The sequence below is a fragment of the Conexibacter sp. SYSU D00693 genome (genome assembly GCF_017084525.1).
GTDB lineage: Bacteria > Actinomycetota > Thermoleophilia > Solirubrobacterales > Solirubrobacteraceae > Baekduia.
This window is the reverse complement of sequence record NZ_CP070950.1, coordinates 1,531,323-1,556,308: the sequence shown is the minus strand read 5'-3', so window position 1 is coordinate 1,556,308 and position 24,986 is coordinate 1,531,323. Positions and strand designations below refer to the sequence as shown.

The 24,986-nt window shown below is 75.7% G+C and carries 29 protein-coding genes, 1 tRNA gene and 1 pseudogene; 13 read left to right on the top strand and 18 right to left on the bottom strand.

Annotation, left to right across the window (positions count from 1 at the left end; genetic code table 11):
- Nucleotides 1-609, bottom strand: a complete 609-nt coding sequence (wrbA, locus tag JUB12_RS07840; protein ID WP_205699059.1) for an NAD(P)H:quinone oxidoreductase — start codon at nucleotides 607-609, stop codon at nucleotides 1-3.
- A 143-nt stretch (nucleotides 610-752) separates the two neighbouring features.
- Between wrbA and JUB12_RS07835 the strand changes: the two genes are divergently transcribed.
- The 3 genes from JUB12_RS07835 (at nucleotide 753) to tgt (ending at nucleotide 3,037) form a co-directional block, all read left to right on the top strand.
- Nucleotides 753-1,226: a MarR family winged helix-turn-helix transcriptional regulator gene (locus JUB12_RS07835; protein WP_205699058.1), complete on the top strand. Its 474-nt coding sequence runs from the start codon at nucleotides 753-755 to the stop codon at nucleotides 1,224-1,226.
- Nucleotides 1,227-1,301: 75 nt separating this feature from the next.
- Nucleotides 1,302-1,817, top strand: a complete 516-nt coding sequence (locus JUB12_RS07830; protein WP_205699057.1) for an Hsp20/alpha crystallin family protein — start codon at nucleotides 1,302-1,304, stop codon at nucleotides 1,815-1,817.
- A 29-nt stretch (nucleotides 1,818-1,846) separates the two neighbouring features.
- Entirely contained in the window at nucleotides 1,847-3,037 is a 1,191-nt protein-coding gene (gene tgt, locus JUB12_RS07825; protein WP_205699056.1) for a tRNA guanosine(34) transglycosylase Tgt, read from the top strand.
- On the opposite strand, the gene JUB12_RS07820 is transcribed toward tgt, so the two are convergent.
- Genes JUB12_RS07820 through JUB12_RS07805 form a run of 4 tightly spaced genes read right to left on the bottom strand, consistent with a single transcriptional unit; the run spans nucleotide 3,034 to nucleotide 6,518 of the window.
- Complete coding sequence (locus tag JUB12_RS07820; protein ID WP_205699055.1) at nucleotides 3,034-3,966, bottom strand: short-chain dehydrogenase/reductase; 933 nt, start codon at nucleotides 3,964-3,966, stop codon at nucleotides 3,034-3,036. The genes tgt and JUB12_RS07820 overlap by 4 nt on opposite strands.
- Nucleotides 3,967-4,009: 43 nt before the next feature.
- The gene (locus JUB12_RS07815) at nucleotides 4,010-5,251 is read right to left on the bottom strand and encodes a protein kinase (RefSeq protein WP_205699054.1); all 1,242 of its coding nucleotides are present in this window, start codon (nucleotides 5,249-5,251) and stop codon (nucleotides 4,010-4,012) included.
- Entirely contained in the window at nucleotides 5,248-5,784 is a 537-nt protein-coding gene (locus tag JUB12_RS07810; RefSeq protein ID WP_205699053.1) for a hypothetical protein, read from the bottom strand. Before JUB12_RS07810 ends, JUB12_RS07815 begins: the two co-directional genes overlap by 4 nt.
- Before the next feature lie 2 nt (nucleotides 5,785-5,786).
- Nucleotides 5,787-6,518 (bottom strand): metallophosphoesterase, encoded by a 732-nt coding sequence (locus JUB12_RS07805; RefSeq protein WP_205699052.1) that lies wholly within the window; start codon nucleotides 6,516-6,518, stop codon nucleotides 5,787-5,789.
- A 17-nt stretch (nucleotides 6,519-6,535) separates the two neighbouring features.
- On the opposite strand from JUB12_RS07805, the gene JUB12_RS07800 reads away from it, so the two are divergent.
- Nucleotides 6,536-7,768: a M48 family metalloprotease gene (locus tag JUB12_RS07800; RefSeq protein WP_205699051.1), complete on the top strand. Its 1,233-nt coding sequence runs from the start codon at nucleotides 6,536-6,538 to the stop codon at nucleotides 7,766-7,768.
- Here JUB12_RS07800 and JUB12_RS07795 read toward each other — a convergent pair.
- Nucleotides 7,765-8,115, bottom strand: a complete 351-nt coding sequence (locus tag JUB12_RS07795) for a DUF3467 domain-containing protein (protein WP_205699050.1) — start codon at nucleotides 8,113-8,115, stop codon at nucleotides 7,765-7,767. The genes JUB12_RS07800 and JUB12_RS07795 overlap by 4 nt on opposite strands.
- A 23-nt stretch (nucleotides 8,116-8,138) precedes the next feature.
- On the opposite strand from JUB12_RS07795, the gene JUB12_RS07790 reads away from it, so the two are divergent.
- The 3 genes from JUB12_RS07790 to JUB12_RS07780 are packed head-to-tail and all read left to right on the top strand — an operon-like array spanning nucleotide 8,139 to nucleotide 10,526.
- Nucleotides 8,139-8,546 carry a 23S rRNA (pseudouridine(1915)-N(3))-methyltransferase RlmH gene (locus tag JUB12_RS07790; protein WP_205699049.1) on the top strand — a complete coding sequence of 136 codons (408 nt, stop codon included), beginning with the start codon at nucleotides 8,139-8,141 and terminating at the stop codon, nucleotides 8,544-8,546.
- Between the two features lie 29 nt (nucleotides 8,547-8,575).
- Entirely contained in the window at nucleotides 8,576-10,213 is a 1,638-nt protein-coding gene (argS, locus tag JUB12_RS07785) for an arginine--tRNA ligase (protein WP_205699048.1), read from the top strand.
- Between the two features lie 10 nt (nucleotides 10,214-10,223).
- The gene (locus tag JUB12_RS07780) at nucleotides 10,224-10,526 is read left to right on the top strand and encodes a hypothetical protein (RefSeq protein ID WP_205699047.1); all 303 of its coding nucleotides are present in this window, start codon (nucleotides 10,224-10,226) and stop codon (nucleotides 10,524-10,526) included.
- A gap of 36 nt (nucleotides 10,527-10,562) precedes the next feature.
- Here JUB12_RS07780 and JUB12_RS07775 read toward each other — a convergent pair whose 3' ends face one another.
- From JUB12_RS07775 to JUB12_RS07765, 3 genes are read right to left on the bottom strand one after another with little or no spacing between them, the layout of a single operon-like run.
- The gene (locus JUB12_RS07775) at nucleotides 10,563-11,312 is read right to left on the bottom strand and encodes a cytochrome c biogenesis CcdA family protein (protein ID WP_205699046.1); all 750 of its coding nucleotides are present in this window, start codon (nucleotides 11,310-11,312) and stop codon (nucleotides 10,563-10,565) included.
- Nucleotides 11,309-11,788 (bottom strand): cytochrome c-type biogenesis protein CcmH, encoded by a 480-nt coding sequence (locus JUB12_RS07770; protein ID WP_205699045.1) that lies wholly within the window; start codon nucleotides 11,786-11,788, stop codon nucleotides 11,309-11,311. The genes JUB12_RS07775 and JUB12_RS07770 overlap by 4 nt, the downstream gene beginning before the upstream one ends.
- A complete protein-coding gene (locus tag JUB12_RS07765) occupies nucleotides 11,789-12,379 on the bottom strand; it encodes a TlpA disulfide reductase family protein (protein WP_205699044.1) in 591 nt (196 codons plus the stop codon).
- 70 nt (nucleotides 12,380-12,449) lie between these two features.
- Between JUB12_RS07765 and JUB12_RS07760 the strand changes: the two genes are divergently transcribed.
- Nucleotides 12,450-12,522: transfer RNA gene (locus tag JUB12_RS07760), tRNA-Gly, on the top strand.
- A gap of 43 nt (nucleotides 12,523-12,565) precedes the next feature.
- Nucleotides 12,566-13,633 (top strand): hypothetical protein, encoded by a 1,068-nt coding sequence (locus tag JUB12_RS07755; RefSeq protein WP_205699043.1) that lies wholly within the window; start codon nucleotides 12,566-12,568, stop codon nucleotides 13,631-13,633.
- Here JUB12_RS07755 and JUB12_RS07750 read toward each other — a convergent pair.
- The gene (locus tag JUB12_RS07750; RefSeq protein WP_205699042.1) at nucleotides 13,630-15,162 is read right to left on the bottom strand and encodes an adenylate/guanylate cyclase domain-containing protein; all 1,533 of its coding nucleotides are present in this window, start codon (nucleotides 15,160-15,162) and stop codon (nucleotides 13,630-13,632) included. The two genes, JUB12_RS07755 and JUB12_RS07750, sit on opposite strands and share 4 nt — an antisense overlap.
- Nucleotides 15,163-15,211: 49 nt before the next feature.
- On the opposite strand from JUB12_RS07750, the gene JUB12_RS07745 reads away from it, so the two are divergent.
- Nucleotides 15,212-16,522, top strand: a complete 1,311-nt coding sequence (locus JUB12_RS07745; RefSeq protein WP_205699041.1) for a glycerophosphodiester phosphodiesterase family protein — start codon at nucleotides 15,212-15,214, stop codon at nucleotides 16,520-16,522.
- On the opposite strand, the gene JUB12_RS07740 is transcribed toward JUB12_RS07745, so the two are convergent.
- The 3 genes from JUB12_RS07740 to JUB12_RS07730 are packed head-to-tail and all read right to left on the bottom strand — an operon-like array spanning nucleotide 16,519 to nucleotide 19,049.
- Entirely contained in the window at nucleotides 16,519-17,166 is a 648-nt protein-coding gene (locus tag JUB12_RS07740) for a hypothetical protein (RefSeq protein ID WP_205699040.1), read from the bottom strand. The two genes, JUB12_RS07745 and JUB12_RS07740, sit on opposite strands and share 4 nt — an antisense overlap.
- A gap of 44 nt (nucleotides 17,167-17,210) precedes the next feature.
- The gene (locus tag JUB12_RS07735; protein ID WP_205699039.1) at nucleotides 17,211-18,002 is read right to left on the bottom strand and encodes an alpha/beta fold hydrolase; all 792 of its coding nucleotides are present in this window, start codon (nucleotides 18,000-18,002) and stop codon (nucleotides 17,211-17,213) included.
- A 27-nt stretch (nucleotides 18,003-18,029) separates the two neighbouring features.
- Nucleotides 18,030-19,049, bottom strand: coding sequence for a hypothetical protein (locus JUB12_RS07730; protein WP_205699038.1), 1,020 nt, complete (start codon nucleotides 19,047-19,049; stop codon nucleotides 18,030-18,032).
- Between the two features lie 109 nt (nucleotides 19,050-19,158).
- Between JUB12_RS07730 and JUB12_RS07725 the strand changes: the two genes are divergently transcribed.
- The gene (locus JUB12_RS07725) at nucleotides 19,159-20,355 is read left to right on the top strand and encodes an RtcB family protein (protein WP_205699037.1); all 1,197 of its coding nucleotides are present in this window, start codon (nucleotides 19,159-19,161) and stop codon (nucleotides 20,353-20,355) included.
- Between the two features lie 135 nt (nucleotides 20,356-20,490).
- Here JUB12_RS07725 and JUB12_RS07720 read toward each other — a convergent pair whose 3' ends face one another.
- From JUB12_RS07720 to JUB12_RS07705, 4 genes are all read right to left on the bottom strand, one after another.
- Nucleotides 20,491-21,636, bottom strand: coding sequence for a hypothetical protein (locus tag JUB12_RS07720; RefSeq protein ID WP_205699036.1), 1,146 nt, complete (start codon nucleotides 21,634-21,636; stop codon nucleotides 20,491-20,493).
- Between the two features lie 228 nt (nucleotides 21,637-21,864).
- On the bottom strand, nucleotides 21,865-23,115 hold the full coding sequence (locus tag JUB12_RS07715; protein WP_205699035.1) for a trans-acting enoyl reductase family protein: 1,251 nt from the start codon (nucleotides 23,113-23,115) through the stop codon (nucleotides 21,865-21,867).
- Nucleotides 23,116-23,154: 39 nt separating this feature from the next.
- A complete protein-coding gene (gene atpE / locus JUB12_RS07710; protein ID WP_205699034.1) occupies nucleotides 23,155-23,436 on the bottom strand; it encodes an ATP synthase F0 subunit C in 282 nt (93 codons plus the stop codon).
- A 90-nt stretch (nucleotides 23,437-23,526) separates the two neighbouring features.
- A complete protein-coding gene (locus JUB12_RS07705; RefSeq protein ID WP_205699033.1) occupies nucleotides 23,527-23,763 on the bottom strand; it encodes a hypothetical protein in 237 nt (78 codons plus the stop codon).
- 31 nt (nucleotides 23,764-23,794) lie between these two features.
- Between JUB12_RS07705 and JUB12_RS22335 the strand changes: the two are divergent.
- Both JUB12_RS22335 and JUB12_RS07700 read left to right on the top strand, forming a co-directional pair.
- Nucleotides 23,795-24,115 (top strand): annotated as a pseudogene (locus JUB12_RS22335) (ATP-binding protein); the annotation flags it as partial.
- Between the two features lie 29 nt (nucleotides 24,116-24,144).
- Nucleotides 24,145-24,468 (top strand): hypothetical protein, encoded by a 324-nt coding sequence (locus tag JUB12_RS07700; protein ID WP_205699032.1) that lies wholly within the window; start codon nucleotides 24,145-24,147, stop codon nucleotides 24,466-24,468.
- A 93-nt stretch (nucleotides 24,469-24,561) separates the two neighbouring features.
- On the opposite strand, the gene JUB12_RS07695 is transcribed toward JUB12_RS07700, so the two are convergent.
- Nucleotides 24,562-24,966: a hypothetical protein gene (locus JUB12_RS07695; protein WP_205699031.1), complete on the bottom strand. Its 405-nt coding sequence runs from the start codon at nucleotides 24,964-24,966 to the stop codon at nucleotides 24,562-24,564.
- Nucleotides 24,967-24,986: the final 20 nt, after the last annotated feature.

Sequence of the window (24,986 nt, the reverse complement as noted above, 5' to 3'; positions counted from 1 at the left end):
CTAGGACCTCACCAGCTTCTCGGCGTACTGCGCAAGGCGCTGGCCCTGGTAGCGCAGCGACTCGGTGATCTCGGCGGGCAGCTCCTGGTGGCCCTCCTGGCCCGTGACGAGCGACGTGCCGTACGGGTTGCCGCCCGAGGCGTAGAGCAGCGGGTCGGTGTAGCCGGGCGGGACGATGATCGCGCCCCAGTGGTAGAGCACGTTGTTGATCGCGAGGATCGTCGACTCCTGGCCGCCATGGCGGTTCATCGCGCTCGTGAAGCTCGTGGCGACCTTGTTGGCGAGCTTGCCCTGCGCCCAGATCGGGCCGGTCGTGTCCATGAACTGCTTGAGCTGCGAGGCGGGGAGCCCGTAGCGGGTGGGGCTGCCGAGGGCGAAGCCGTCGGCCCACTCGAGGTCGTCGAGGGTCGCCTCCTGGACGGTGTCCTTCGTGGCCACGTAGTGCTCGTGCCAGGCGTTCTGGGAGCGGATGACCTCCTCGGGCGCCAGCTCGGCGACGCGGCGCAGGCGCACCTCGGCGCCGGCGCTCTCGGCGCCCGCGGCGAGGGCCTGGGCCATCTTGTGGACGTGGCCGGTGGACGAGTAGTAGACGACGGCGAGCTTCGCCATGGGGTCGGACCTCCAGAGGTCGGCGAGGGAGGAGAAGTAGTTGCACGAGCAACCATATCACGTGGTTGCACACACAACCACCAGCGCCCCGACGCCGATCCCGTTGCTACCGTCGTCCCCGACGCCCTGCCCGTCAGCTGCCCATGGCCACCTCCGCGAAACCCGCCTCCGCCGGCGGCCTCTCCGACCGCGAGCTGCGCGCCTGGAAGGGCCTGCTCCGCGTCCACGCCACGCTCAGCAAGGCCTTCGACGCCGAGCTCGAGGCGCGCCACGGCCTGCCGCTGACCTCCTACGAGGTGCTCATGGTCCTCAGCCACGCCGAGGGCCAGAAGATGCGCATGTCCGACCTCGCGGCCTCCGCGCTGCTCTCGCGCAGCGGGCTCACCCGCTTGGTGGACCGCCTGGAGCGCGACGGCCTGCTGGTGCGCGAGTCGTGCGCCGACGACGCCCGCGGGGCCTTCGCCCGGCTCACGCCGGACGGCGCGGCGCTCGTCGCCGAGGCCCGCGCCACCCACCTCGCCGGCGTCCGCGAGCGGTTCCTCGCCGCGCTCACGCCCGAGGAGCAGGACCAGCTCGGCGCGCTGTGGGACCGCATCCTCGCGGTCCAACAGACGTGACAGCACCGGACTGAGATCTGCTACGCTGTCGGGGCGTAGGTCACAGTCTCATCACCCCTCGACAGGAGGCACGACATGGCACTTGTCCGTTGGGAGCCGGCGCGCGAGCTCAACTCGCTGCAGCAGGAGATGAACCGGCTGTTCAACACCTTCTTCGACCCGCCCGCCACCGGGAACGGCGACGGCGGCGGCGCCCGCCGGTGGGTCCCGGCGATGGACCTCGTGGAGACGGCCGACCACCTCGTCCTGCGGGCGGACCTGCCCGGGATGAGCGAGGGCGACGTGTCCCTCGAGGTCGAGGACCGGGTGCTCACGCTCTCGGGCGAGCGCCAGGCCGAGCACGAGGACCGGCGCGAGGGCTACGTGCGCGTCGAGCGCGCGACGGGGCGCTTCTCGCGATCGCTGACGCTCCCGGAGGGCGTCGACGCCGACGCCATCTCGGCCACGTTCGACCGCGGGGTCCTCGAGGTCCGCATCCCCAAGCCCAAGGCGCGCAAGCCGCGCCGGGTCGCCATCACCGTCGGCCACGGCGCCAACGGCAACGGCAACGGCGTCGCGGCCATCGAGGGCGAGAGCCGCGAGGCGGCGTAGTCCGGGCGCCGGGCCCTAGGGTCCGGCGCGTGGCGCCCCTCGAGATCCTGAAGCGCGACCCCGGCTCGCAGGCGCGGGCCGGGGTCCTGCGCACTGCCCACGGCGAGGTCCGCACGCCCGGGTTCGTCCCGCTGGCGACGAAGGCGACGGTCCGCGGCCTCGTGCCGCAGGAGGTCCGCGACCTCGGGTTCGACATCGTCCTGGGCAACACGTTCCACCTCTTCCTCGACCCCGGCCACGCGCGCATCGCGCACTTCGGCGGCCTGCACCGGTTCATGGGGTGGGAGGGGCCGATCATCACCGACTCCGGCGGCTTCCAGGTCTTCTCGATGGGCTACGGCACGGTCGCCGACGAGGTCAAGGGCCGCGCCTCCCACGGGGCCGAGCGCCACGGCAAGGTCCTGGACATCTCCGAGGACGGCGTGACGTTCCGCTCCTACCTCGACGGCTCCTCGAAGTTCCTCGCGCCCGAGACCTCCATGGAGGTCCAGGCGGCGCTGGGCTCCGACCTGGCCCTCGTGTTCGACGAGTGCACGCCGTTCAACGTGCCGCGCGACTACACCGCGCGCTCGACGGAGCGCACGCACCGCTGGCTGGACCGCTGCCTGGACTGGCACGACGCCCACGGCCCCGAGCACCAGCTCGTCTACGGCATCGTCCAGGGCGGCGTCTTCGAGGACCTGCGCGTGGAGTCCACCCAGGCCATCGCCGCCTCGCGCTGCACCGGCATCGCCATCGGCGGCTCCCTCGGCGCCGACAAGCCGCAGATCTACGAGGTCACCGGCTGGGCCACCCGCGAGCTCGGCGAGGACCCGCGCCCGCGCCACCTCCTCGGCATCGGCGACGTCGACGACCTCGTCGTCGGCGTCGGCCTGGGCATCGACACCTTCGACTGCGCGATGCCGACGCGCCTGGGCCGCCACGGCATGGCGCTCGTCCCCGACCCCGAGCGCCGCTGGCGCTTCGACCTCACCGCCGCGAAGTACGCCGACGACGACCGCCCCGTCTTCGAGGGCTGCCCGTGCCCGACCTGCGCCGCCGGCCACACCCGCGGCTACCTGCGCTACCTCCTCAAGTCCCGCGAGCTCACGGGCATGCGGCTCATCACCGTCCACAACCTCGCGTTCGTGTCACGGCTGATGGCCCGGCTGCGCCAGGCGATCGTGGACGGGCGGCTGGCCGAGGAGCAGCGGGCGCTGCTGGAGGGCGCGGCGCCCTAGACCAGCTCGCGCGCCGACCCCTTGTCGCCCGCGGCGGCGCCCTCCTGGATCGCCACCCCGAGCTTCGGGTCGACCGGCGGGGCCCCGCCCGCGTTCGCAGGGTCCGCGAGGCGCATGGCGTCCTCGAGGGCACCGCGCTCGCGCAGCGCGCCGAGCTCGACGAGCGGCTGGAGCAGGCCGCGGACCTTGATGGCGGGGCCGACGAACGACGGCGCCCACAGGCGGTTGGCGCGGCGGGCGATGCCGCGGTCGATGGCGTCGACGGCCTTCGAGAGCGGGATCGGGCGCTTCATGAACCCGGGCTGCACCTTGTTGACCGCCTGGGTCGCGGGGTGCTCGTAGGCGCCGCGGACGAGGTCGGTGTCGATGAAGCCGAAGTACGCGCAGCCGACCTTCGTGCCGCTCGGGGCGAGCTCGACGCGCAGCGCGTCGGTCATCGCCTCGCAGCCGGCCTTCGAGGCGGTGTAGGCGCTCATCATCGGCGCGTGGGCGACGGCCGAGAGCGACGCGACGTTGAGGACGTAGCCGCGGCGCTCGCGGACGTGGCGGACGGCGGCGCGGTTCGTGCGGTAGACGCCGAGGAGGTTGACCTCGATCGTGCGGATCCACTGCTCGACCGGCTGGGTCTCGACGGTGCCGATGAACGAGAGGCCGGCGTTGGCGACGAGGACGTCGATGCCGCCGAAGCGCTCGACGGTGCCGGCGACGGCGGCGTCGAGGGCGTCCTGGTCGGTGACGTCGGCCTCGAACCAGGCGGCGCGGTCGCCGAGGGCGGCGGCGCGCTGCTCGAGGCGCTCGGGCTCGAGGCCCACGAGGGAGACCTGGGCGCCCTTGCCGTGGAGGCGCTCGGCGACGGCGGCGCCGATGCCGCGGGCCGCGCCGGTGACGAGGACGACCTTGCCGCGGACGTCGTAGTGCTCTCGGGCCATGGCCGGAGCCTACAGACCTACGGCACCGTAGATCGGTGAGCCGCTACTGCGTGTTGTCCTTCACGAGCCCCTCGAGCTCGTCGATGATCCGCGCCGCGTCGTCGTACACCACGCGCCGCAGCTCGACGGCGTCGCCGCCCGACGAGGTCGCCGCCCAGGCGATGGCGATGCCGCCCGCGAGCAGGAGGAGGACGAGGATCGCGCCGGTCAGCCGGCGCGCGCCGCCGCGGCCGCTGCGCTGCGGCGCGGCCTCCGCCCGGCGGGCGGGCGCGGCCGCCGCGGCAGGCGCCGCCGTCGGCTGCGCGCCGGTCCGCGGCGGACGTGGCGAGCGGGCGCGCACGGGGCCGGCGGTCGCGGGGGCGTCCCACTCCTCGGTCCCGCCGCGGGGGACCACCTGCGTGCGGTCGGTCTCGTCGATGGCGGCGATGGACGTGGCGCTCGTGGCCGGCGCGATGCCCCGCGCGGCCTCCTCGAGGCCCTCGCGCATGGCGCCGGCCGACGGCCAGCGGTGGCGCGTGTCGAGGGCCAGCGCGCGGTCCACCGCGCGGGCCAGCGGGACGGAGACCCCGGCGACGACGTCGCTGAGCAGCGCCGGCGTCTCGCGCTGCTGCTTGAGCGCGAGCTCGGTGAGCGACGCGGCCTCGTAGGGCAGGCGGCCCGAGATGAGCTGGTAGGTCACGACGCCCAGCGCGTAGAGGTCGGCGGGCGGCCCGACCTCCTCGCCGGCGGCCTGCTCGGGCGCGAGGTAGGCGGCGGTGCCGAGGACCGAGCCGACCTGGGTGATCGACGACTCCTCGCTGACCGCCTTGGCGATGCCGAAGTCGGCGAGCTTCACGGTGCCGTCGGCCTCGGAGAGCAGGAGGTTGCCGGGCTTGACGTCGCGGTGCACGACGCCGTTGCGGTGCGCGTACTCCAGGCCGCGGCAGGCCTGCTGGACGACGTCCAGCGCCTCGGGCACCGGCAGGTAGCCGCGGTCGCGCAGGACGTCGGCCATCGACGGGCCGACGATCCGCTCCATCACGAGGTAGTGGCGCCCCGTGGCGTCGTCGAGGCCGAAGTCGTAGACCTGGACGACGTTGGGGTGCACGAGGCGGGCGGCGGCCAGCGCCTCGCGGCGGAAGCGCGCGACGAACTGCGCGTCGTCGGCCAGGTGCTCGGCCAGGAGCTTCACCGCGACGTAGCGCTCCAGGCGCCGGTCGAAGGCCAGGTGGACGGTGGACATGCCGCCCAGGCCCAGGCGCTCGCCCAGCTCGTAGCGGCCGCTGACGATCGTGCCCGGGTTCACGGCTGCAGCTCCCCGACGCCGCCGTCGTCCGGCGTCACGCCGCCCGTGCCGTCCGGCGTGGTGGGCGTCGTCGGCGTCGTCGGCGTCGTCGGCGTGGTGGGCGTCGTCGGCGTGGTCGGCGTCGTGGTGGTCTCCGGGGCGGTGGTCGTGGTCTCCGGGGCGGTGGTCGTGGTCTCCGGCGCGGTCGTCACCGTCTCGGGCGCCGTCGTCGTCGTCTCGGGCTGGGCGGCCTCGCAGTCGGGCACGACGTTGTCGACGAGCGCCTGCGCGCCCTCCTCGAGGCGCTCGCGCAGCTTGCGGTCGACCGTCGTGGGCAGGGCGTCGACCTCCTCGCGGACCTGCCGCGCGTCGGCGCGGGCCTGATCGCAGTCGCCCCCCGCGTAGGCGTCGCGGGCGGAGGCGAGGCGCTGGGTGATCCCGGCGGCGTCGCCGGGCTCGATGAGGCCCTTCGCGTCGTCGCCGCAGGCCGCCAGGCCCGCGGCCCCGGCACCCAGGACGAGCGCCAGGAGGGAGGGGAGGAGGAGCCGCTGCACGCTCACTGACCGTACTCCAGGCGCTCCGCGAGCGAGTCCGGGAGGCGGGCCGCCCGGATCGCCTTGGCCGCGCCGTCGACGTCGTAGCGCACCCGCCGCCACGTGGCGCGCCGGGTCTCGAGGTCGAGCAGGAGCCAGGCGGCGCGCGGGTCGCCGTCGCGCGGCTGGCCGACGCTGCCGGGGTTCACGAGCCAGCGGCCCTGGGAGAGGTCGGCCTCGTCGCCGCCGTAGCGGCGCTCGCCGGTCGCGGCGTCGCCCTCGCGCCGGGTGAACGACAGCGCGACGTGGCTGTGGCCGACGAGCAGGACACGTTCGGGCGCGGCGTCGAAGCACAGCTCGGCCAGGAGCGCGGAGACGACGTACTCCCAGACCGGGTCGCGCGGGCTGCCGTGGTACAGGCCGGCGCCGGCACGCTCGCCGGCGGGGGAGAGGCCCTCGAGCCACGAGAGGTGAAGCTGGCTGAGGACGTCGGCCGTCCAGCGGGCCGCGAGCGCCGCGCCGCGCGAGAAGTCGTCGAGGGACAGCTCGCCGGTGACCGCGAGGTCGTGGTTGCCGGCCAGCGTGACGGCGCAGTGCTCGCGGGCGAGGTCGACGCAGTCGCCCGGGTCGGCGCCGTAGCCGACCACGTCGCCCAGGCACCAGGTCTCCGCGACGTCCGCGGACGCGACGTCCTCGAGCACCGCCTCGAAGGCGTGCCTGTTGCCGTGGACGTCTGACAGGACCGCTACGCGCATGGTGGGACACTCGGGGCGTGGCGCGCGGACGGCTGGCCATCCCCTTGGCGGTAGCCGGCGCCGTGGTCGCCGCGCAGGCCGCGGTGTTCCTGCTCCGGCCGCCCGCGGCGGACCTCGTCGAGCCCGCCCCGGTGGACGCCGGATCGTACTTCAGCGCGGCCGAGCTGGCGCGTGCGCGCGACTTCCGCGGCCCGCAGGGCTGGCTGGGCCTGGGGATCCTCGGCGTCGAGGCCGCGGCGCTCGTGTGGCTCGTCGCGCGGCCCCCGCGGGCGCTCCTGGCGCCGCGGCGCCGGCCGCTGGTGGCCGCCGCCGCGGCCGGCGCCGGGGTCTCGCTCGCGCTGACGCTGGCGCCGCTGCCGCTCCAGGCCGTGGCGCGGGAGCGGGCCAAGGACGTCGGCCTGGTGACGCAGGGCTGGGACGGGTGGGCGGCGGACCTGGTGCGCGGCGCGGCCATCGGGGCCGTCGTGGCCGGCGCCGGCGCCGCGGCGGGCGTCGGCCTCGTGCGCCGGCTGCCCCGGACCTGGTGGGTCCCGGGAGCGGCGGTCGTCGTCGCCTTCGGGGCCGCGACGACCTACGCGTCGCCCGTCGTGCTGGACCCGCTCTTCAACGACTTCGAGGAGCTCCCGGACGGCCGGGTGCGCAGCGACGTGCTCGAGCTCGCCCGCGAGGCGGGCGTCGACGTCGACAGGGTGCTGGTGATGGACGCCAGCCGCCGGACGACGGCGGCCAACGCCTACGTCACCGGTCTCGGCCACACCAAGCGCGTCGTGCTCTACGACACGCTGCTCGACGACTTCCCGCCCGACGAGGTCCGGCTCGTCGTCGCCCACGAGCTCGCCCACGTCCACTTCCGCGACGTGCCCCACGGGCTCCTGTTCGTGGCGCTCATCGCCCTGCCCGGGATGTTCGCGGTGTCCGTGCTGACGCGGCGCTTGGACCGCGGCGACGCCCCCGGCCCGCAGACCGTCCCGGCGCTCGCCCTGGCCCTGGCCCTCGTGGTGACCCCGGTGACGTGGGCCTCCAACCAGCTCTCGCGCGACGTCGAGGCCCGCGCCGACAGCTTCTCCCTGCGGCTCACCGACGAGCCCGAGACGTTCATCCGCTTCGAGCGCGGCATCGCCCGCAAGAACGTCGCGGACCCCGACCCGCCCGCGTGGCGCAGCTTCCTCTTCGGGACCCACCCGCCGACGCTCGAGCGCATCGGCATCGGCGAGGCCTACCGCCGGGACCCGGACCCGGCGCGCCCCTAGCCCTGGCCGCCGGCGGTGTCCGACGACCCGCCCGGGTCCTCGGGCGGGCCGTCGGGACGGGGCGGGCCGGATTCGGGCAGCGCGCGGATCCCCTCGCGCGTCTGCCACTTCGCGTAGTTGTCCTCCATCGCGTCGATGAGCTCGCGCATGAAGCGCGGTGCGAGGTTCACCCGGGTCACGACGACGCCCGGCACCTCCGCGTCCTCGACCTCGTGGTCCACCCGCGCGAACGTGACCGTGAACTCGTAGTCGGAGTGGCTGACGTTCGCGAAGTTCGCGTAGTGGCCGGCCATCTGCTCGGGCCCGAAGTGGATGTTGATGTGGCGTCCGTGGTGCTCTCCGGCCATAGGTGGCAGCATCGCAGCCGGGCATGCGGATCGTGGTGATGTGCGTCGGCCGGCTGCGGCCGCCGTTCCAGGACGACGTCCAGCACTACGCGAAGCTGCTGGCCGGCCTGGCGCGCGTCGAGGTCGTCGAGGTCCGCGAGGGCGACCGGATCGCCAAGCGGATCCCCGACCGGGCCTTCGTGTCGCTCCTCGACGCGGGTGGCGAGCAGATGGACTCGGTGCGCTTCTCGCGCTGGGTGGAGGACCGCCGTCAGGCGGGGCGCGACGTGGTCTTCGTCGTGGGCGGGCCCTACGGCGTCGCGCTCGACCAGGTCGACCACCGGCTGTCGTTCGGGCCGATGACGCTGCCCCACCAGCTGGCGCGGGTCGTCCTGCTCGAGCAGCTCTTCCGCGCGCACAAGATCCTGGCGGGCGAGCCGTACCACCACTAGGGCCGCGCGGCTCCTAGTCTGGAGGGCCGATGAGCGATCCGATCGGGCAGCTGCGCGGGGCCGTCGAGGCGGCCATGCGCTCGGTGACGGGCGACGGGCTGCCGGAGAAGGCGTCGCGCTTCAGCCTCGAGCGTCCCCGTCAGGCCGCCCACGGCGACTACGCCACGAACGCGGCGATGCTCCTGGCGGGCGCCGCGAAGGCGCCGCCGCGCGAGGTCGCCGAGCGGCTGGCCGCCGCGCTGGCCGACGACCTCGGGGAGCGCCTGGCCGGGGCGGAGGTCGCGGGTCCCGGCTTCCTCAACCTGCGCCTCGCCGACGCCTGGTACGCCGACGCCCTGGGCGGCGTCCTGGCCGACGAGCGCTTCGGCGCCGGCGGCGCGGCGGCGCCCGAGCAGGTCAACGTCGAGTTCGTCAGCGCGAACCCCACCGGGCCGCTGCACGTCGGCCACGCCCGCAACGCCGCCTACGGCGACGCGCTCGCCCGGGTCCTCGCCTTCCACGGCCACCGGGTCGACCGCGAGTACTACGTCAACGACTTCGGCTCCCAGGTCGCCAACCTCGGCCGCTCGATCATCGCCCGGGCCCAGGGCGAGGAGGTCCCCGAGGACGGCTACGTCGGCGCGTACGTCAAGGAGCTCGCCGCCGAGCTGGGCGACCGCGCGACCGGCGAGGTCGCCGACGTCGCGCAGGCCGGGGTCGAGGCGCAGCTCGAGCGCATCCGCGCGTCGCTGGACGCCTTCCGCGTGCACTTCGACCGCTGGTTCAGCGAGCGCTCGCTGCACGAGTCCCCGCCCGAGCCGTCGGCGGTCGACCACGGCTTCGAGGTCCTCGCCGACCAGGGCCGCACCTACGAGTCCGAGGGCGCGCTGTGGCTGCGCACGACGGAGTTCGGGGACGACAAGGACCGCGTCCTGCGCCGCTCCTCGGGCGAGCACACGTACTTCGCGTCGGACATCGGCTACCTCCAGCACAAGCGCGAGCGCGGCTACGACCGGCTGATCTACGTGCTGGGGGCCGACCACCACGGCTACATCGGGCGCATGCAGGCCGCCTTCCGGGCGCTGGGCGGCGATCCCGAGCGCCTCGAGCTGCTGATCATGCAGTTCGTCCACCTCGTCTCGGGCGGCGAGCGGCTCTCGATGTCCAAGCGCGCCGGCTCCTTCGAGACGCTGGACGACCTCGTGCGCGCCGTCGGCGTCGACGCGGCGCGGTGGTTCCTGCTCAACCGCTCGCACGACACGACGATCGAGTTCGACCTCGACCTCGCCGTGCGCGCCCACCGCGAGAACCCGGTCTTCTACGTGCAGTACGCCCACGCGCGCATGTGCTCGATCGAGGCGCGGGCGACCGCGACGCCGTCGGCGCAGGCGGCGGGCGAGCTGCACGAGAGCGAGCGGGTGCTGGTGCGCCGGCTGCTCACCTGGCCCGAGGAGGTCCGCGAGGCGGCCGACCGCCGCGCGCCCCACCGGATCGCGACCTACGTCCTCGAGCTGGCGCAGGACTTCAGCGCGTTCTACCGCGACTGCCTGGTCGTCGGCGCGCCCGAGGAGGCCTGGCGCCTGGCGGTCGTGCAGGCGACCCGTCGCACCGTCGCCCAGGCGCTCGAGCTCCTGGGCGTCTGCGCGCCCGAGCGCATGGACGCGCTTGACGCGGACGCTGACGGGTAGCGCCTAGGCCATGGCTGAGCAGAAGACCGAGGCACCGAAGGGCACCGGCGACAACCCGGACGTCGGGGGCATCACCGAGGGTCCGGGCGAGGCGGACAGCCGCTTCTCGCGCGACTCCAGCGGCGGCCCGATCGACGCCGACGCCGGCGGCCGCGCCCACACCGGGACCGACGAGGGCCACCCGGCCGGCGACGGCCCGCGCTCCGCGCGCGAGGTCGGTGGCCCGAAGGCCGCCGAGGACGCGCCCGACGCGATGGGCGAGCACGGCGCGAAGGGCGACATCCAGACGAAGGGCATGGAGCCGCACGAGTAGCGGCCCCGGCGACCCGCCGCGCGGTGGGTCGCCGTCCTAGAGGTTGTAGAAGAAGTCGAGGCCCAGCTCGCCGAGCACGCGCTGGGCCTCGACGTTGAGCTGGCGCATCTCGCCCGTCAGGAACAGCACGCCCATCAGGACGAGCACCGCGCCGCTCACGGCCGTGACGACGAGGTAGCGGTCGCGCAGCCAGCGGAAGGCGCTCGTCGCCCGGTCGAAGGCGACGGCGCTGAGCATGAACGGGATCGCCAGGCCAGCGGAGTAGGCCGCCAGCAGCACGCCGCCCTTGCCGACGGTGTCGGAGGTCGAGGCGGCGGTGAGGATCGCGGCGAGCGTCGGGCCCGCGCACGGCGTCCACGCGACGGCGAACGCGAGGCCCGCGACGACCGGGCCGCCGGAGCCGGCGCGCCTCGTGAGCGACTCGGGGCGCCACTCGCGGTTGAGCCGGGGCACGAGCGGCGTGAGCACGAACAGCAGGCCGAGCGCGACGATCATCCAGCCGGCCAGCTTGTTGAGCAGGTCCTGGTTCTCGCGCAGCGTCGAGCCCAGCCCGGTGGCGCTCATCCCGAGTGCGACGAACATCACGGTGAAGCTCAGGCAGAAGACGACCGCCGGGAGCAGGATGCGCGCGAGGCGCCGGTCCTCCTCGCCGCGGATCTCGTCGAGCGAGACGCCGGAGATCGCGCTCAGGTAGCCGGGCACGAGCGGCAGCACGCACGGCGAGATGAACGAGACGAAGCCCACGGCGAAGGCCGCGAAGACCGTGGTGTCGACGCCCTCGCTCATCGCTCGTAGCGCGCCATGTCCTCCTCGAGGCGGCGCTCCTCCTCGGCGGAGGTGGTCGTCGGCGGCGTGGCGGCGGCCGTCGCGGTCATGCCGGCCTGCGGCGTCCGGCGCCGCCAGCGGGGCAGCAGCACGACGGCGAGGCCCAGCAGGACCGCCGCGACGACGAGCGGGACGAGGTACGCGGCCAGGCCGAAGCCGTCGTCGTCGGGCTCGGCGAGCACGTTGCGCCCGTACTGGGCGACGAGCCGGTCCTTCACCTGCTCCTTCGTGAGGCCCTCGGCGACGAGGTCGCGGATGAGCTCCCGCGTGCGCTCCGCCTGCGGGGAGCTCTCGGCGACGTTCAGCGGGACGTTGCACGAGATGCACATGACCTCGTCCTCGACGTCGTCGTAGGAGGTCCTGGGCGTGGCGCCGAGCGCCGTCGCGGGGCCCAGCAGGGCGAGGAGCGCCAGCAGGGCGAGGAGCGGGCGGCGCACCTACGACGCCCCGGAGTCCGACGACGCGGGCGGCCCCGGCTTGGCCGCCTCGGCCAGCGCGCGGTCGAGGAACGCGGCGTCGATCTGGCCCCGCGAGATCGCGACGACGCGGCCCTGGCGGTCCAGCACGAACGTCTCGGGCAGCACGCCCGTGCCGAACTCCTCGGCGAGGGTCGTGTCGAGGTCGCGCACGGAGGGGTAGCTGATGCCGAACTCGCGCTCGAACTCCAGCGAGTCGCGGTCGGTGTCGTTGTAGGTCGCGCCGAGGACCGTGCCCGTGCCGGCCTTCGCGAGGCGCTCGTGGGCCCGCTGCAGGACCGGCGCCTCGGCCCGGCAGGGCTCGCACCAGGACGCCCAGAAGTTCAGGACCACGACCTTGCCCCTGAGGTCGGCCAGCCGCCGCTCACCGCCGCCCTGGAGGTTCGGCCGCTCGAGCGTCCGCCCCGGGGCGCCGGGCCGCTCGCCGCGCTTGACCGCGTCGTCCAGCGACGTGTCGTTGCCCGTCCCGAGCACGCCGTAGAGCAGCAGGGCCAGGAGGCCCAGGGCGAGGACGGCGACGACGGCGGGCACGACAGGACGGCGGCGGGACACCGCGCCAGAGGGTAGTCCTCCGCCGCCGCCCACCCGCCGCTGCCCGGCGCCGGTAGACTCCCGCCCTCACGCGGGTGTAGCTCAGTTGGCAGAGCGTCGGCTTCCCAAGCCGAAGGTCGCGGGTTCGACCCCCGTCGCCCGCTTGCGGACCGCGAAGGAGGGGCGCCGCCTTCGTAGGGTGGCCGCGTGAGCGGCTTCGGTCTGGCGCGTGACGGGCGATGGCGGCTCGTCGATCCCGACGGCGCGCCGTTCCTGTCGATCGGCATCACCCACGCGCACGACACGAACCTGCGCTACCCGCACAACCTCGCGGTCTTCCGCGACCGCTACGGCGGCTCGCGGCGGCGGTGGATCGCCGAAGGGCTCGTGGGCGAGCTGCGCGCCTGGGGCTTCACGACGATCGGCTGGACGTCGGAGTACGTCAGCGGCAGTGGCCTCGCGGTGCACGAGGGGGTCGTCGACCTCGGCCACAGCGACGAGCTGCCCGCCGAGGAGCTCGCGGCGGCCGGGATGCCGTTCACGCGGTCCCTGCGCGTCGCAGAGGTCGAGCACTGGAACGGCCACCCGGCCTACCGCGACCCGCGCTCGGCGGCCTTCGCTCAGTGGTGCGACCACCTCGCGCGCACGACGTGCCGGCCCGACGACCCGCTGCTGCTCGGCTACTTCCTCGTCGACGTGCCGGTCTGGCGTGCGCACGCGGCCGGCGGCGGCTTCGCCGCGCGCGAGCTCGAGGAGGTCGCCGAGGCCTACTACCGCACCGCGGCCGAGGCGATCCGGCGCCACGACCCGCATGCGCTCGTCCTCGGCGACCGCTTCGGGACGCGAGTCGGCGTGCCCGACGTGGTCCTCGAGGCGGCGGCACGGCACACCGACGTGCTGTCCGTGCAGCTCTTCCCCGGCGTCGACCGCGGCCGGGCGGAGGCGATGCTCGCGACCGTCGAGCGCTGGCACGAACGCACCGGCCTGCCGGTGCTCGTCTGTGACACGGGCAACTGGTGCCCGACGCGGATGAGCCCGGACCGCACGGGCTCGGCGCGCGACCAGGCCGAGCGCGGGCGCGGCTACGCCATGCTGGCCGAGGCGTTCCTGGACCGCCCCTGGATCCTCGGATGGCACTGGTGCAGCTGGCTGGAGAACCCGCACCGCGGCTTCGGCCTGAAGGACCCGTGGGACGAGCCGTACGGCGAGATGGTCGAGCGGGTCGCCGAGGCCAACCGGCGCGCCGCCGGGCGCTTCGCGCGCGAGACCGCCTAGCGCGGCGCGAACAGGCGGACCGGCGAGCGCTTGCCCCGCAGCGCCAGCGGCGCGCGTTCGACCCAAGCGCCGTCGCCATCGCCCAGCAGGTCGAGCGTCGTGGCGGTGACGAGGACGTCGTCGCCGGTCTCGCGGGTGGCCGCCTCCACGCGCGCTGCGGTGTTCACCGCGTCGCCGATGACCGTGAAGTCGCGGCGCCCGCCGCCGCCGACCGTCCCCGCGACGACCCGGCCGGAGTGCACCCCGACGCCGACGCGCAGCGGACCGGCCTCGCCGCGGCCCACGACGGCCGCGACCTCGCGGGCCGCCGCGACGGCGCGCGCGGCGTGGTCCTCGCGGCGTTCGGGTGCGCCGAAGACCGCGAGCAGGCCATCGCCCACGAACTTGTTGGCGTGCCCGCCGTGGCGCTGCACCACGGGGACGACGGCCTCGAAGAGCACGTTGAGCGCCGCGACCACGTCGGGCGGCGCGGCCGCCTCGGCGAACGACGTGAAGCCCCGCACGTCGACGAACAGCACGGACGCCTCGAGCTCCTCGCCGCGCAGGTCGGTGCCCTCGGCGAGCACGCGCGAGGTGAGGGACGGGTCGACGAACGCGCCGAACGCCTCGTGCAGGCGCTCGCGCTCCTGGAGCCCGGCGACCATGGCGTTGAAGGTCGCCGAGAGCTCGCCGGTCTCGTCGGTGGACACGACCGGGACGCGCACCGAGAGGTCGCCGTCGCCGACGCGGCGGTTGGCGTCTCGAAGGTCGACCAGCGGCCCGGACACCGCGTCGGCCAGCACGAGCCCGAGCCAGGTCGAGACGACGGCGCTCACCCCGAACGCCACCACGCTGGCCAGCCCGATCGTGTCGAGGTCCCGCGTGTCGTCCGTGAGCAGTCCTGCGGCCATGAGCGCGGTGCCCCAGGTGACCATCGGGATGGTGACCACGAGGCGCTGCAGCAGCGACACCCGGGCACCGTCGGGTGGCGCGACGCCCGTCAGACGGCCCCCGAGCTCCTCGAGCACCGGGCGCATGAGCAGGTCGACGCCGACGAAGCGTAGGACCACCGCCGACGCGTAGAGCAGCACCGCGGCCGGCAGCAGGAGCGCGGCCTCGCGGGCGGGCAGGTCCAGGAGCGCGGCGAGGACCGCGCACGCCCCCGCGGCGCCGGCGACGCCGAGCGCGACGAGCTCCGGCCGGCGCGCCAGCACGAGCGGCAGCCTCGCGGCCTGCGCCCAGGCAGCCGCGAGGTCGGCGTCGCCGCCGCGCAACGCCTGGCGCAGCGCCGGGGTGCTGCGCCGCACACGGAGGCCGGCGACCGCTGCCTCGACGAGGAACGCCAGCGCGGACACGCCGGCGAAGGCCGCCAGCTCGCCGCCGTCGACGTCGACGTAGAGCACGAGCGCCAGCGCGCCGAAGGCCGCGACGGCGGCGCCGTTGAGCACGCAGGCCGCCGCGACGGCGTCCAGGTAGCGCGAGGGCCAGCGACGGTGCACGCTGCGCGGCAGCGCGTCGAAGATCCCCGGACGGCGGCGCGGCGACGCCACGGCGGGATCGTCGCACCGTCCGGCCGCTTCAGCCATCCTGCCGGGCCCCATGGGTCGCGCACGCCTCGTCCTCAGCCTCGCCCTGCTCTGCGTCCTGGCCGGTGCCGTGCCCGCGGCGCACGCCGGCCAGTGGACCGAGCGGCGCGTGCTGAACATGACCCACCAGGGCGGCGAGGCCGAGCACCCGTCGGGGACGATGTACGCGTTCCGCGAGTCGCTCGCGCTGGGCGCCGACATGCTCGAGCTCGACGTGCAGCCGACCAAGGACGGCCACCTCGTGGTCCTGCACGACCAGAGCGTGGCGCGCACCACCGGCGTGGCGCGGTCGGTCTACGACATGACGCTCGCCGAGGTGCAGCGGCTCGACGCCGCCTTCAACTTCGTGCCGGGCAAGGGCACCGCCGCCGACCGGCCCGCGGGCGACTACCCGCTGCGCGGCGTGCGCACGGGCGACAAGGCGCCGCCGCCGGGCTACACGCCCGACGACTTCCGGATCCCGACGCTGGAGGAGGTCCTCCGCGCGTTCCCCGACATCCCGACGAACATCGAGATCAAGGGCCGCAGCGACGCGGACACCGACTCGTTCCTGCGCAACGCCGACCTGCTCGTGGCGCTGCTCAAGCGCGTGCCGCATCCGCCGCTGGTGGTCGTCTCGTTCAACCAGGACGCGGTCGACCGCTTCCACGCGGCCCTGCCGCAGATCGACGTCGCCCCGGGCATCGTCGGCATGGTCACCTTCGTCGCCGCGGGCCTCGCGCCGGCCGGGACGCAGGCGCTGCAGGTGCCGCCGGTCTACAGCGGCATCCCGATCATGACCCCGGACTTCGTGCGCCGCGCCCACGCCCAGGGCTTCGGGGTGCACGTGTGGTTCAGCGGCCAGGAGGAGTCCGAGCGCGTGTACGAGCGGATGCTCGACATGGGCGTCGACGGGCTCATGCCCGCCAAGCCACGGGCGCTCGAGGCGGTCCTGTGCCGGCGCGGGACGCCGCGGCCCGCCGGCAACCCGAACCACTGCGGCGGCGGAGCGCGGCACGCGGCGGCCACGTGCGTCGCCCGGGTCCGCCAGATCAGCCCGGTCGCCGGCGGCCGGGTGACGCTCACGATCGCACGCGCCGAGCCCGACGTCCGGGTCGCGTGCGGCGGGCGCGCGGCGCTGCGCGGGCCGGGACGCTCGAAGGCGCGCTACGGCTCCGCGCCGTTCCTCTTCCCCTACGGCGTGCGCGAGACGCGCGTCGAGCTGCGCGTCCCGAAGGCGGCGGCGCGGCGCGTGCGTCGCGGCGGCAAGCTCGCGGCGACCGCGGCCGCGCGGGTCGACGGCCAGCGCCGCGACCGCGTCCGGCGGGTCACGCTGCGGCGCTAGCCCATCTCCTGGCGCTCGCCGCCGGACTGCGGGCGCTCGGTCGCGGCGACGCCGCCGCACGCACGCAGCCCGAACGCGCGGGCCTGCGCCCGGCGGCGGCCGGCGAGCTGCTGGAGCTCGGTGTTCACCGCGACGAACCGCGCGACGTCGCGATCGGCGGCCTCGGCGGCGAGGTCGCCCATGAGGCGGACCTGCCGGCGGGCGTCGGCGAGGATGGAGCGCCATCCGGCGGCGTCGGCGGACGGCGGCTCGAAGCGCTCGAAGCTGCGCAGGTGGCGGCGCTCGATCCGCGCCGCCTCGTCCAGGATCGGGGCGATCCGCCCCAGGAACGCGACCTGGTCGGTGACGCCCCGCTGCGCCTGCGCGATGCGGCGGTTGAGCGCCACGGCCTCGCGGTTGGCGTCGCGGCAGAACGCGTCGACCTGGGCGACGAAGGCGCGACGGGCCTCGGGGACCGGAGCGGGCGCGTCGCCCGTCTCGGTGCCGGGGGTCACCGTCGTGGTGGCCGGCGGCGGGGTGACGGGGGTCGACTGCGTCGGTCCCGCGACCGTCGGCGTGGTGCTCGCGGCGTCGCCACCGTCGTCGCCGCAGCCGGTGGCCAGCACGACGACGGACGCGAGCAGCGCGGCGCGGAGGTGGCGCATGGCCGCGACCCTACCGGCGCTCGCGCGCGCCTCCCGACCGGCGATCAGGTCGTGAAGCCGAGGACGAGCTGGGCCGTCTCGAGCGGGACGTCGAGCTGCGGGCAGTGGCCGACGCCGTCGAGCACGACCCAGTCGGCGTGCGGCAGCCAGTCCTCGCGGAAGCGCACGGCGGCCGTCGGCCAGCGCAGGAGCTGGTCGTCGGTGCCCCAGACGATGCGCACGGGGCAGGTGATGGCGGCGGCGTCGAGCTCGGGGTAGCCGCCGGCGACCGTGGCGAGCATCTCGGGCGCGGCGGCCTGCGCGGCGGCGCGCAGCTGGTCGGCGAGGAGCTCTGCCGGCAGGTGCTCGAACTGCACGGTGATCGACGCGGTCGCCAGCCTTCGCCCTTCTCGCGTGGCCATGAGCTGGTCGGCGTGCGGGGCGGCGGCGACCGTCTGCTCGTGCATCGTCGCGAAGTACTGCAGCATCTCGGCGTAGTCCGGGTCGCCGGGCGCCCAGCCACCGGCGGGGGCGAGGGCGACGACGGTGCGCGCCCGGCCGCGGGCGGCGAGCGCGAGGGCGACGAAGCCGCCGAGCGAGTTGCCGACGAGGTGCGCGGTCTCGAGCCCCGCCTCGTCCATCGCGCGCTCCGCCGCGTCCACCACGGAGGTGGCGGTGGGGTCCTCGGGCAGGGGCGGGCCGCCGGCGTGGCCGAGCAGCGTGGGGGCGAGGACGTCGTGGCGGCGCTCGAGGGCGGGGAGGACGAGCTCCCACGTCCGCCACGAGGCGGTGAAGCCGTGCAGGAGGACGAGCGGCTCACCGGCGCCGCCGCGGTGCAAGGGGGTCGTCTGGCGCACGCCGGCGCGGATCGTACGCGGCGCGCGCTAGCCCGTCGCGACCGTCGCGTCGAGCCGGCGCAGCGCCGGACCGACGGGCGTGAAGCACATCCGCGAGCGCTCGCCGACGACGAGCGTCACGATGCCCACCGCCCTGACGGTCCCGTCCGCGGCGGGGCGGGTGTAGACGGGGCCGCCGCTGTCGCCCTGGCGGGCGCGGATGGTGGTGCACCGCACGACGAGGCCCGCCTGGACCGAGAGCAGCGTCTCGGCGCCGCTGGCGCCGGGGCCGCGCAGGCGCCCGCACTGGTCGATGCCGCTGGTGCGCCCGGTGAAGCACACGGCGCGGCCGGGGAGGGCCCGGGCGCTGCCGGTGACGACCCACGGCGGACGTGAGAGGCCGCGGTCCACGACGGGCGCGGCGCCGCGGCCGGTGCCGCGGGGGACGGGGAGGACCAGCGCGTCGACGGGCGCGCGCCGGGTGAGGATGCGCAGCACGCGGCCGAGGACGATCCCGGCAGCGGGCGGCCGGCGCATCGCGGCGTTGCGGCGCTGCACCGTGCCGTCGCGGCGCAGGCCCCCGCAGTGGGCGGCGCTGAGGCCCGCAAGCCGGCCGCCGAGGCGGATGAGGAAGGCCGACGTGCAGGCCGCGGCGTCGCGGGGGATCGGGCGGCCGCCGACGATCGTCCCGCGCGCGAAGATGAGCTCACGGCCCGCCTCCCAGCTGTCGACGTCCGGTGCGTGGCCGGTGCGGCGAACGCGCAGGACGGCGCGGCCGCGGAGGGCGAGGAGGTCGTGGACTGTGGGCCGGCTGCGCGGGACGGTCCGGGCCCGCAGCGGCGTCCAGCCCGCGGCGGTCAGCGTTGCGGTGGCTCGCGAGACCGGGGCGGCGCCCACGGCAGCCGCGACCGCCCGGACGTCGTCGCAGGACGCGCGGGCGGCCTCGACGAGCTGCAGGCCATCGACGTCCGGGCAGCGGCTGAACGACGACTGCGCGCCGGCCGGCGGGGCGGCGGTCGCCAGCGTGGCGCTCATCAGGGCGGCGAGCGCCGGCAGCCGTCGGATCACGCGACGGACGTGCCCGGCGCGGGGCAGGGTCGAACCGGCGGGCACCGCGCTCCCTTCGCCCTCGACGCGGCGGGTCCTTGACGCTGCACGTCGGGCACCATCCGCGGTGATGGCCCAGACGCCGATCACCGTCCGCGGCGACGTCGACGAGCGCGCGGTCGCCCAGCTGCGCCGCTGCGCCGAGGCGGGCGGCGCGGTGGCGGGCGTCCTGTGCGCCGACGGCCATGTCGGCTACTCGCAGCCGATCGGCGGGGCGGTCGCCTACCCGGACCACATCTCGCCGTCCGGGGTGGGCTACGACATCGGGTGCGGCAACAAGGCGGTGCGCACCGAGCTGCGCGTCGACGAGGTCCGGGCGGAGCTCCCGCGGATCATGGACACGATCGTCGAGCGCGTGTCGTTCGGCGTGGGCCGGCACAACGACGAGCCCGTCGACCACCCGGTCCTCGACCGCATCGCGCAGACGGACTTCGCGCCGCAGCGCAAGCTCGCCGGCCTGGCGCGCAAGCAGCTCGGCACCGTCGGCGCCGGCAACCACTACGTCGACCTGTTCGCGGGCGACGACGGCCTCGTGTGGGTCGGCGTGCACTTCGGCTCGCGCGGCTTCGGCCACCGGACGGCGTCGGGCTTCCTCGCGCTGGCCGCGGGGCGGCGCTTCGACGACCGCGCGCCGGACGGCGCGATGGACGCGCCGCCGGTCCTCCTGCACGTCGACTCCGAGCTGGGCCAGGCCTACGTCGGGGCGATGGAGCTCGCGGGCGCCTACGCGTACGCCGGCCGCGACGTCGTCGTCGACCGGGTCCTCGACGTGCTCGGAGCGCGCGCGACCTACGAGGTCCACAACCACCACAACTTCGCCTGGCGCGAGCGCCACCACGGCACTGACGTGTGGGTCGTCCGCAAGGGCTGCACGCCGGCGTTCCCGGGCCAGGAGGGCTTCGTCGGCGCCACGATGGGCGAGCCGTCGGTGGTCCTGCGCGGCACCGACGACCCGGCGGGCGCCGAGCTCCTGCACTCCACGGTCCACGGCGCCGGGCGCGTGATGTCGCGCCGCCAGGCGGCGGGCAGGCGCGTCAAGGGCGGCGGCCGGATCGGCGGCCTCATCGACTTCCCCGCCGTCCGCCGCGACCTCGCCGGGCAGGGCGTCGAGCTGCGCGGCGGCGACGCCGACGAGGCCCCCGACGCCTACAAGCGCCTGGACGCCGTCCTCGCCGCCCACGGCCCGACCATCGAGGTCCTCCACCGCCTCACGCCCATCGGCGTCGCCATGGCCGGCCCCGACGTCCGCGACCCCTACAAGGACTGACCGTGAGAAGCAGGGGCCTGACCCCTTCTTCTCACCAACCCTCCCCGCGGTCGTCGACCGCCGCTCACGAAGTGCCTGCACAGCGCGGGGATCGCGTGGCGTGCGAAGAAGGGGACTGTCCCCTTCTTCGCACGCTCACAGGCGCTCCTGCCAGGTGACCGCGGCCTCCGCGACGGCACGGAGGGCGGCGCGGAGGTCGGCGGTGCCGCCGGAGGCGCGGACGCTCGCCAGGGCCTTGAGGGCGCGGGCGAGGACGGCCGGGCCGGCGGGGCCGGAGGCGCGGAGGTCGGCGAGCTCCGCGGGGGTGAGCCGGCGGGCCTCGCCGCGGACGAGCGCGACCGTCTCGCGCAGCTCGCGCTCGGCGCGGGCCGCTCGCAGCTCGGCCGCCTCGGCCACGCGCCGGCAGCGCGCGGCCTCCGCGAGGGCGTCGCGCAGCTCCGCCGCCTCCGGCGCCTCCTCGCGGACCGTCACCACCTCGACGCGCGCGGTCTGCGACCGCGCCGCCTCGCGGGCGGCGTCGAGCAGCCGCTGCGCCGCCACGAGCCGGTCGCCGAGGCGCGCGGCCTCGGCGGCCAGCTCCCGGCGCTCGCCGCGCAGCGTCCCGATCGTCGCCTCGGCCCGCTCGAGCCGCGCCGCCAGCCGGCCGGCCGCCGCGCGGGCCTCCGCCGCGTCCATCCGCGCGCCCGCGACCTGCTCGCGGGCGTCGCGGACGGCCGCCGCGGCACGCTCGTCGGCCTTCGCCGCCCGGCGCTGGGCCCGCGTCACCGCCGCCTGGTCGACCACGCGCTCGCGGACGACCTTCGGCGGCGCCGACGCGGCCCGCTCGCGCTCGCGCTCCAGGGCCGCCTCGAGCCGCGCGACGCGGCCCTCGGCCTCCCGCGCGCTCGCGAGCGCCGCCCGCAGCATGGCGCGCGCCTCCGGGTCCATCTGGGCCCGGTCGGCCTGCGCGACGTCGACGTCGGTGCGCCGGCGCGGCCCCGGCCTGGCCGGCTCGAACCCGGCCGCCCGGATCGCCGCCCCGAGTGACCCGCCGAAGGGCCGCTTGGCGGAGTTCAGGGCAGGCCAGGACGACCCGTCGGCCCGGCCGGCGCGGTAGCGCTCGACACGCCACAGCTGCCCGGACCACTTGGCCGAGGACGGGTTCCAGTCGGCCGCACGCGGCGGCTCGCCGTAGGTGGCGACCCACTCCTGGATCGCTGAGATGACTGCGTCGCGGTCCCACCCGCCACGCCCCTTCCGGGCCGTGGCCGAAGCGGCTCCCGCGAACGTCGCGGGAGCCATGGACCGGCGCTCCCGCTAGACGCCCGAGGAGGGGTCGCTGATCCGCTGACGCGCCGACGGTCGACCCGTGCACGCAGCCGCGACCGCGCCCGTCTTCGGGGCGGTGGACGCGACCAGCTCCATGCGCAGGTGGACGACCATCAGGACCGACGACGGTAGGGGAGGACGGCGCACGGTGCAACCGTCCGCCGCCCCGCGGGTCGTGGGTTCGAACCCGTTCGAGCCCGCTCAGCCCGTCGCCACGACGTACGTGTGGCCGGCCGCTCGCAGCCGGTCGACGAGCACGTCGCCCATCGCCGTCGCCGGCGTGAGCACGCCTGCGGCGTCGGGGAGCGACGCCTCGTCGAGCGCCAGGGCCAGCGCGCTCTCGCCGAGCATCACGGCGGTCGCCTTGTAGCCGGGATCGCCCTGCGCGGCGACGCGGCAGCGCAGGTGCTCGCCGCCCGTCGTGCGCGTGTGGACGTCGATCTCGAAGAACCCGCGCTCGCGGCTGCGCTCGCTCGGGCCTTCACCCGGGTCGGGCAGCAGCCGGTCCAGCAGCATGCGCGTCGGCGGGATCGCCAGGCCGCCGAACATCGCCGGGATCGCCGCCGCGATCGCGCCGGCCCGCGCCGCCCCGACCGGCCCGGCGCCCCCGAGCATGAGCTCCCGGTAGCGCAGCCCGCGCCCGTAGGCATGGCCCTGCAGCGCGTTCGAGCGCCGCACGACGCGCGAGTTGACCGAGCCCATGACGAACGGCGCCAGCCACCCGCCGAGCTCGTCGTCGCGCACGACGCCCATCGGGTCGCGCTCGCCGTTGTCGGGCTCGGCGGACCGGTCGGGGGAGAGGCCGTGGGGATCGAGCATCAGCCGCCGGGCCGCCTGGTCGCGACGGGCCTCGTCGACCTGGCCCTTCATCGACGCGATGGTCCCGCCGCTGAAGCCCCCGCGCGTGCGCCGCAGGACGAACGTCGTCTCGCCGAGCTCGCCCAGCCCGCGGTCGCGCGCCGCCTCGTGCAGGAGCAGGACCCCGAGGTCCGACGGGATCGAGTCGAACCCGCAGGTGTGCACGATGCGCGCGCCGCTGGCCATCGCCTTGTCGTGTGCGGTGTCGATCGCGCGGCGCATGAACAGCACCTCGCCGGTGAGGTCCGCGTAGTGCGTCCCCGCCGCCGCGCACGCCTGCAGCAGCGGCATGCCGTACGCGTGGTACGGGCCGACGGTCGTCGCCACCGCGCGCGTCGACGCCACCATCCGCGCCAGTGCCTCGTCGTCCTGGCTGTCGGCCTCGACGAGCGGGAGCTGGGCGGCGGCAGGACCGAGCTCCTCGCGCACCCGCTCGAGCTTGGACCGCGACCGGCCGCCCAGCGCGATCCGCGTGCCCTCCGGCGCGTGCTCGACGAGGTACGTGGCCGTGAGCCTGCCCACGAACCCGGTCGCGCCGAAGACGACGACGTCGTGCTCGTGCTCGGGCTGGGACTGGCGCTTGGCGGGAGGCACGCCGCGGACCGTACCCGGCCCGCGGCACGCCCCGCAGGGCTAGAGGAAGAAGGCGAGCAGGCCGGCCACGAGGCCGTAGAACACGCACGCCTCGGTGAGCGCGAAGCCCAGCCACTGGATGCCGGTGATCTCGTCGCGCATCTCCGGCTGGCGGGTCACCGACTCGATGACCTTGCCGAAGATGTAGCCGATGCCGACGCCGGCGCCCGCGGCGCCCAGGCCGCCGCCCAGACCCAGCGCGATCGCCTTGCCCGCGTCGCCGCCGGCGGCCTCGAGCTCAGCGCCCGCCTGGGCGATGGTGGTGATGACGGAGAGGTCCACGCTGCCTCCTAGCTGGTGGGTGGGGTCGCCCGTCCACGGTGCCACGCGCCCCGCACCCCGTCCATGACCTCGCAGGTAGGTGGCGCGACGTCACACAGCCGCGTCGCGGCGCCGGCCGGTGCGCACCTCGTGCACCCGGTCGGTGACGTGGCGCAGGCCGGTCGCGGCGAGCGCCCGCGCGCGCTGCGCGACCCGCTGCGCGCGCTCGCGGTCGTCGTGGACCCACAGCGCAACCAGGAGCCCGCCGATCAGCAGCAGGGCCCAGACCAGCAGGAAGCCGAGCAGCGCGTCCATCTCGCCCGCAGGTTCGACGCGCACCTCGGGCATCCTGCCGCGTCCTCCGGGTAGCCCCGGGCCGATGCACCGCCGGACCGTGGTCGACCTCGTGGCGACGCCCCACGCCGTCGCGACGCTGCGCCGCGTCACGCGTGAGGCGCTGCGGGGGCAGGGTCACCGCATCGTCGAGGCCGCGGTCCTCGGGGTGAGCGAGGCCGCGAGCGACGTCGTGCGCCACGCCGGAGCGCCGGGACGGCGTGTGGGACGCGTCCGGCTCACCGTCCTGACCGACGGCGACGCCGTCGTGGCGGTGGTGGAGGACGACGGCCGCGGGCTCGTCGCGTCTCCGGCGGGCGGGCTCGGGGTGGGCGTCATGCGCCGCCTCGCGCGCGAGATGGACGTCGGTCGCAGCCCGGAGCTCGCGGGTCGCGCGTGCGGCTCGTGCTCGAGGCCGCCTGCCTGCCGGCGGTGTGGCAGCCCTGCGCCCCGGCGGACCCGCCGGCGGAGGGCGACCGGCTCGGCCGCCTGCGCGAGACGGCTGACCGCATCCAGGGCCGCGTCGAGCAGGTCCGCGGCCGCCTCGACCGCCTGGAGGCGCTGCCCGACGACGGCTGGTCGGCGGCGACCGAGGCGCACCACGACCGGCTGTGCGCGGCCCTCGCCCTGCACGAGGCGGCCCTGCAGCGCATCGACGCGCACCGTGCCCGGGTCGTCGCGCGCACCGCCGCGCCGTCGTTCCGCGTCGTCGCGGTGTGAGCCGGCCCGGCGACGCCGAAGGGCCGAACGCGCCAAGGGGGTGGCGCGTCCGGCCCGTGGCCCCCTGAGAAGGCCGTTCCTGACTGCCCTGGGTCAGGCGACGATGAGCGAGTGCTTGTCGGACGGGTCCACGCGGACCGGGACCGTGCTGCCGGGCTGGAAGCCGGGGACCGCGAGACGCGCGATCGTCTGGCGGTGGGTGACCGCGTAGGGCTCCTGGCCGTCGAGCGAGACCTGCAGGTCGAGCTCCACCACCGGGTTGTCGTTGATCGACGCGCCCGTGTCGCGCAGCGCGGTGACCGTGGCGCTGCCGACGCGGCCCGTGGCCATGAGCGTCTGCGCCTTCTGCGCCTCGGCGGCCATGCCGCCCAGCATCTGGTTGGCCTGCGCGACGCCGTCGCGCATGTGGCGCAGCCCGCCGCCGAAGCCCTTGTACTCCTGCGGCGTCATCGCGTCGGCCGTCTGCTTCAGCTGCTTGATGTCCTTGAAGAAGCCCATGTCCCTGTCCTCTGTGCGGT

Bases quoted from the DNA above. Each gene is read 5' to 3' on its own strand.
- wrbA (WP_205699059.1), bottom strand. From the start codon at position 609: ATGGCGAAGCTCGCCGTCGTCTACTACTCGTCCACCGGCCACGTCCAC.
- JUB12_RS07835 (WP_205699058.1), top strand. From the start codon at position 753: ATGGCCACCTCCGCGAAACCCGCCTCCGCCGGCGGCCTCTCCGACCGC.
- JUB12_RS07830 (WP_205699057.1), top strand. From the start codon at position 1,302: ATGGCACTTGTCCGTTGGGAGCCGGCGCGCGAGCTCAACTCGCTGCAG.
- JUB12_RS07820 (WP_205699055.1), bottom strand. From the start codon at position 3,966: ATGGCCCGAGAGCACTACGACGTCCGCGGCAAGGTCGTCCTCGTCACC.
- JUB12_RS07805 (WP_205699052.1), bottom strand. From the start codon at position 6,518: ATGCGCGTAGCGGTCCTGTCAGACGTCCACGGCAACAGGCACGCCTTC.
- JUB12_RS07795 (WP_205699050.1), bottom strand. From the start codon at position 8,115: ATGGCCGGAGAGCACCACGGACGCCACATCAACATCCACTTCGGGCCC.
- JUB12_RS07790 (WP_205699049.1), top strand. From the start codon at position 8,139: ATGCGGATCGTGGTGATGTGCGTCGGCCGGCTGCGGCCGCCGTTCCAG.
- argS (WP_205699048.1), top strand. From the start codon at position 8,576: ATGAGCGATCCGATCGGGCAGCTGCGCGGGGCCGTCGAGGCGGCCATG.
- JUB12_RS07780 (WP_205699047.1), top strand. From the start codon at position 10,224: ATGGCTGAGCAGAAGACCGAGGCACCGAAGGGCACCGGCGACAACCCG.
- JUB12_RS07775 (WP_205699046.1), bottom strand. From the start codon at position 11,312: ATGAGCGAGGGCGTCGACACCACGGTCTTCGCGGCCTTCGCCGTGGGC.
- JUB12_RS07745 (WP_205699041.1), top strand. From the start codon at position 15,212: ATGGGTCGCGCACGCCTCGTCCTCAGCCTCGCCCTGCTCTGCGTCCTG.
- JUB12_RS07740 (WP_205699040.1), bottom strand. From the start codon at position 17,166: ATGCGCCACCTCCGCGCCGCGCTGCTCGCGTCCGTCGTCGTGCTGGCC.
- JUB12_RS07725 (WP_205699037.1), top strand. From the start codon at position 19,159: ATGGCCCAGACGCCGATCACCGTCCGCGGCGACGTCGACGAGCGCGCG.
- JUB12_RS07720 (WP_205699036.1), bottom strand. From the start codon at position 21,636: ATGGCTCCCGCGACGTTCGCGGGAGCCGCTTCGGCCACGGCCCGGAAG.
- JUB12_RS07705 (WP_205699033.1), bottom strand. From the start codon at position 23,763: ATGCCCGAGGTGCGCGTCGAACCTGCGGGCGAGATGGACGCGCTGCTC.
- JUB12_RS07695 (WP_205699031.1), bottom strand. From the start codon at position 24,966: ATGGGCTTCTTCAAGGACATCAAGCAGCTGAAGCAGACGGCCGACGCG.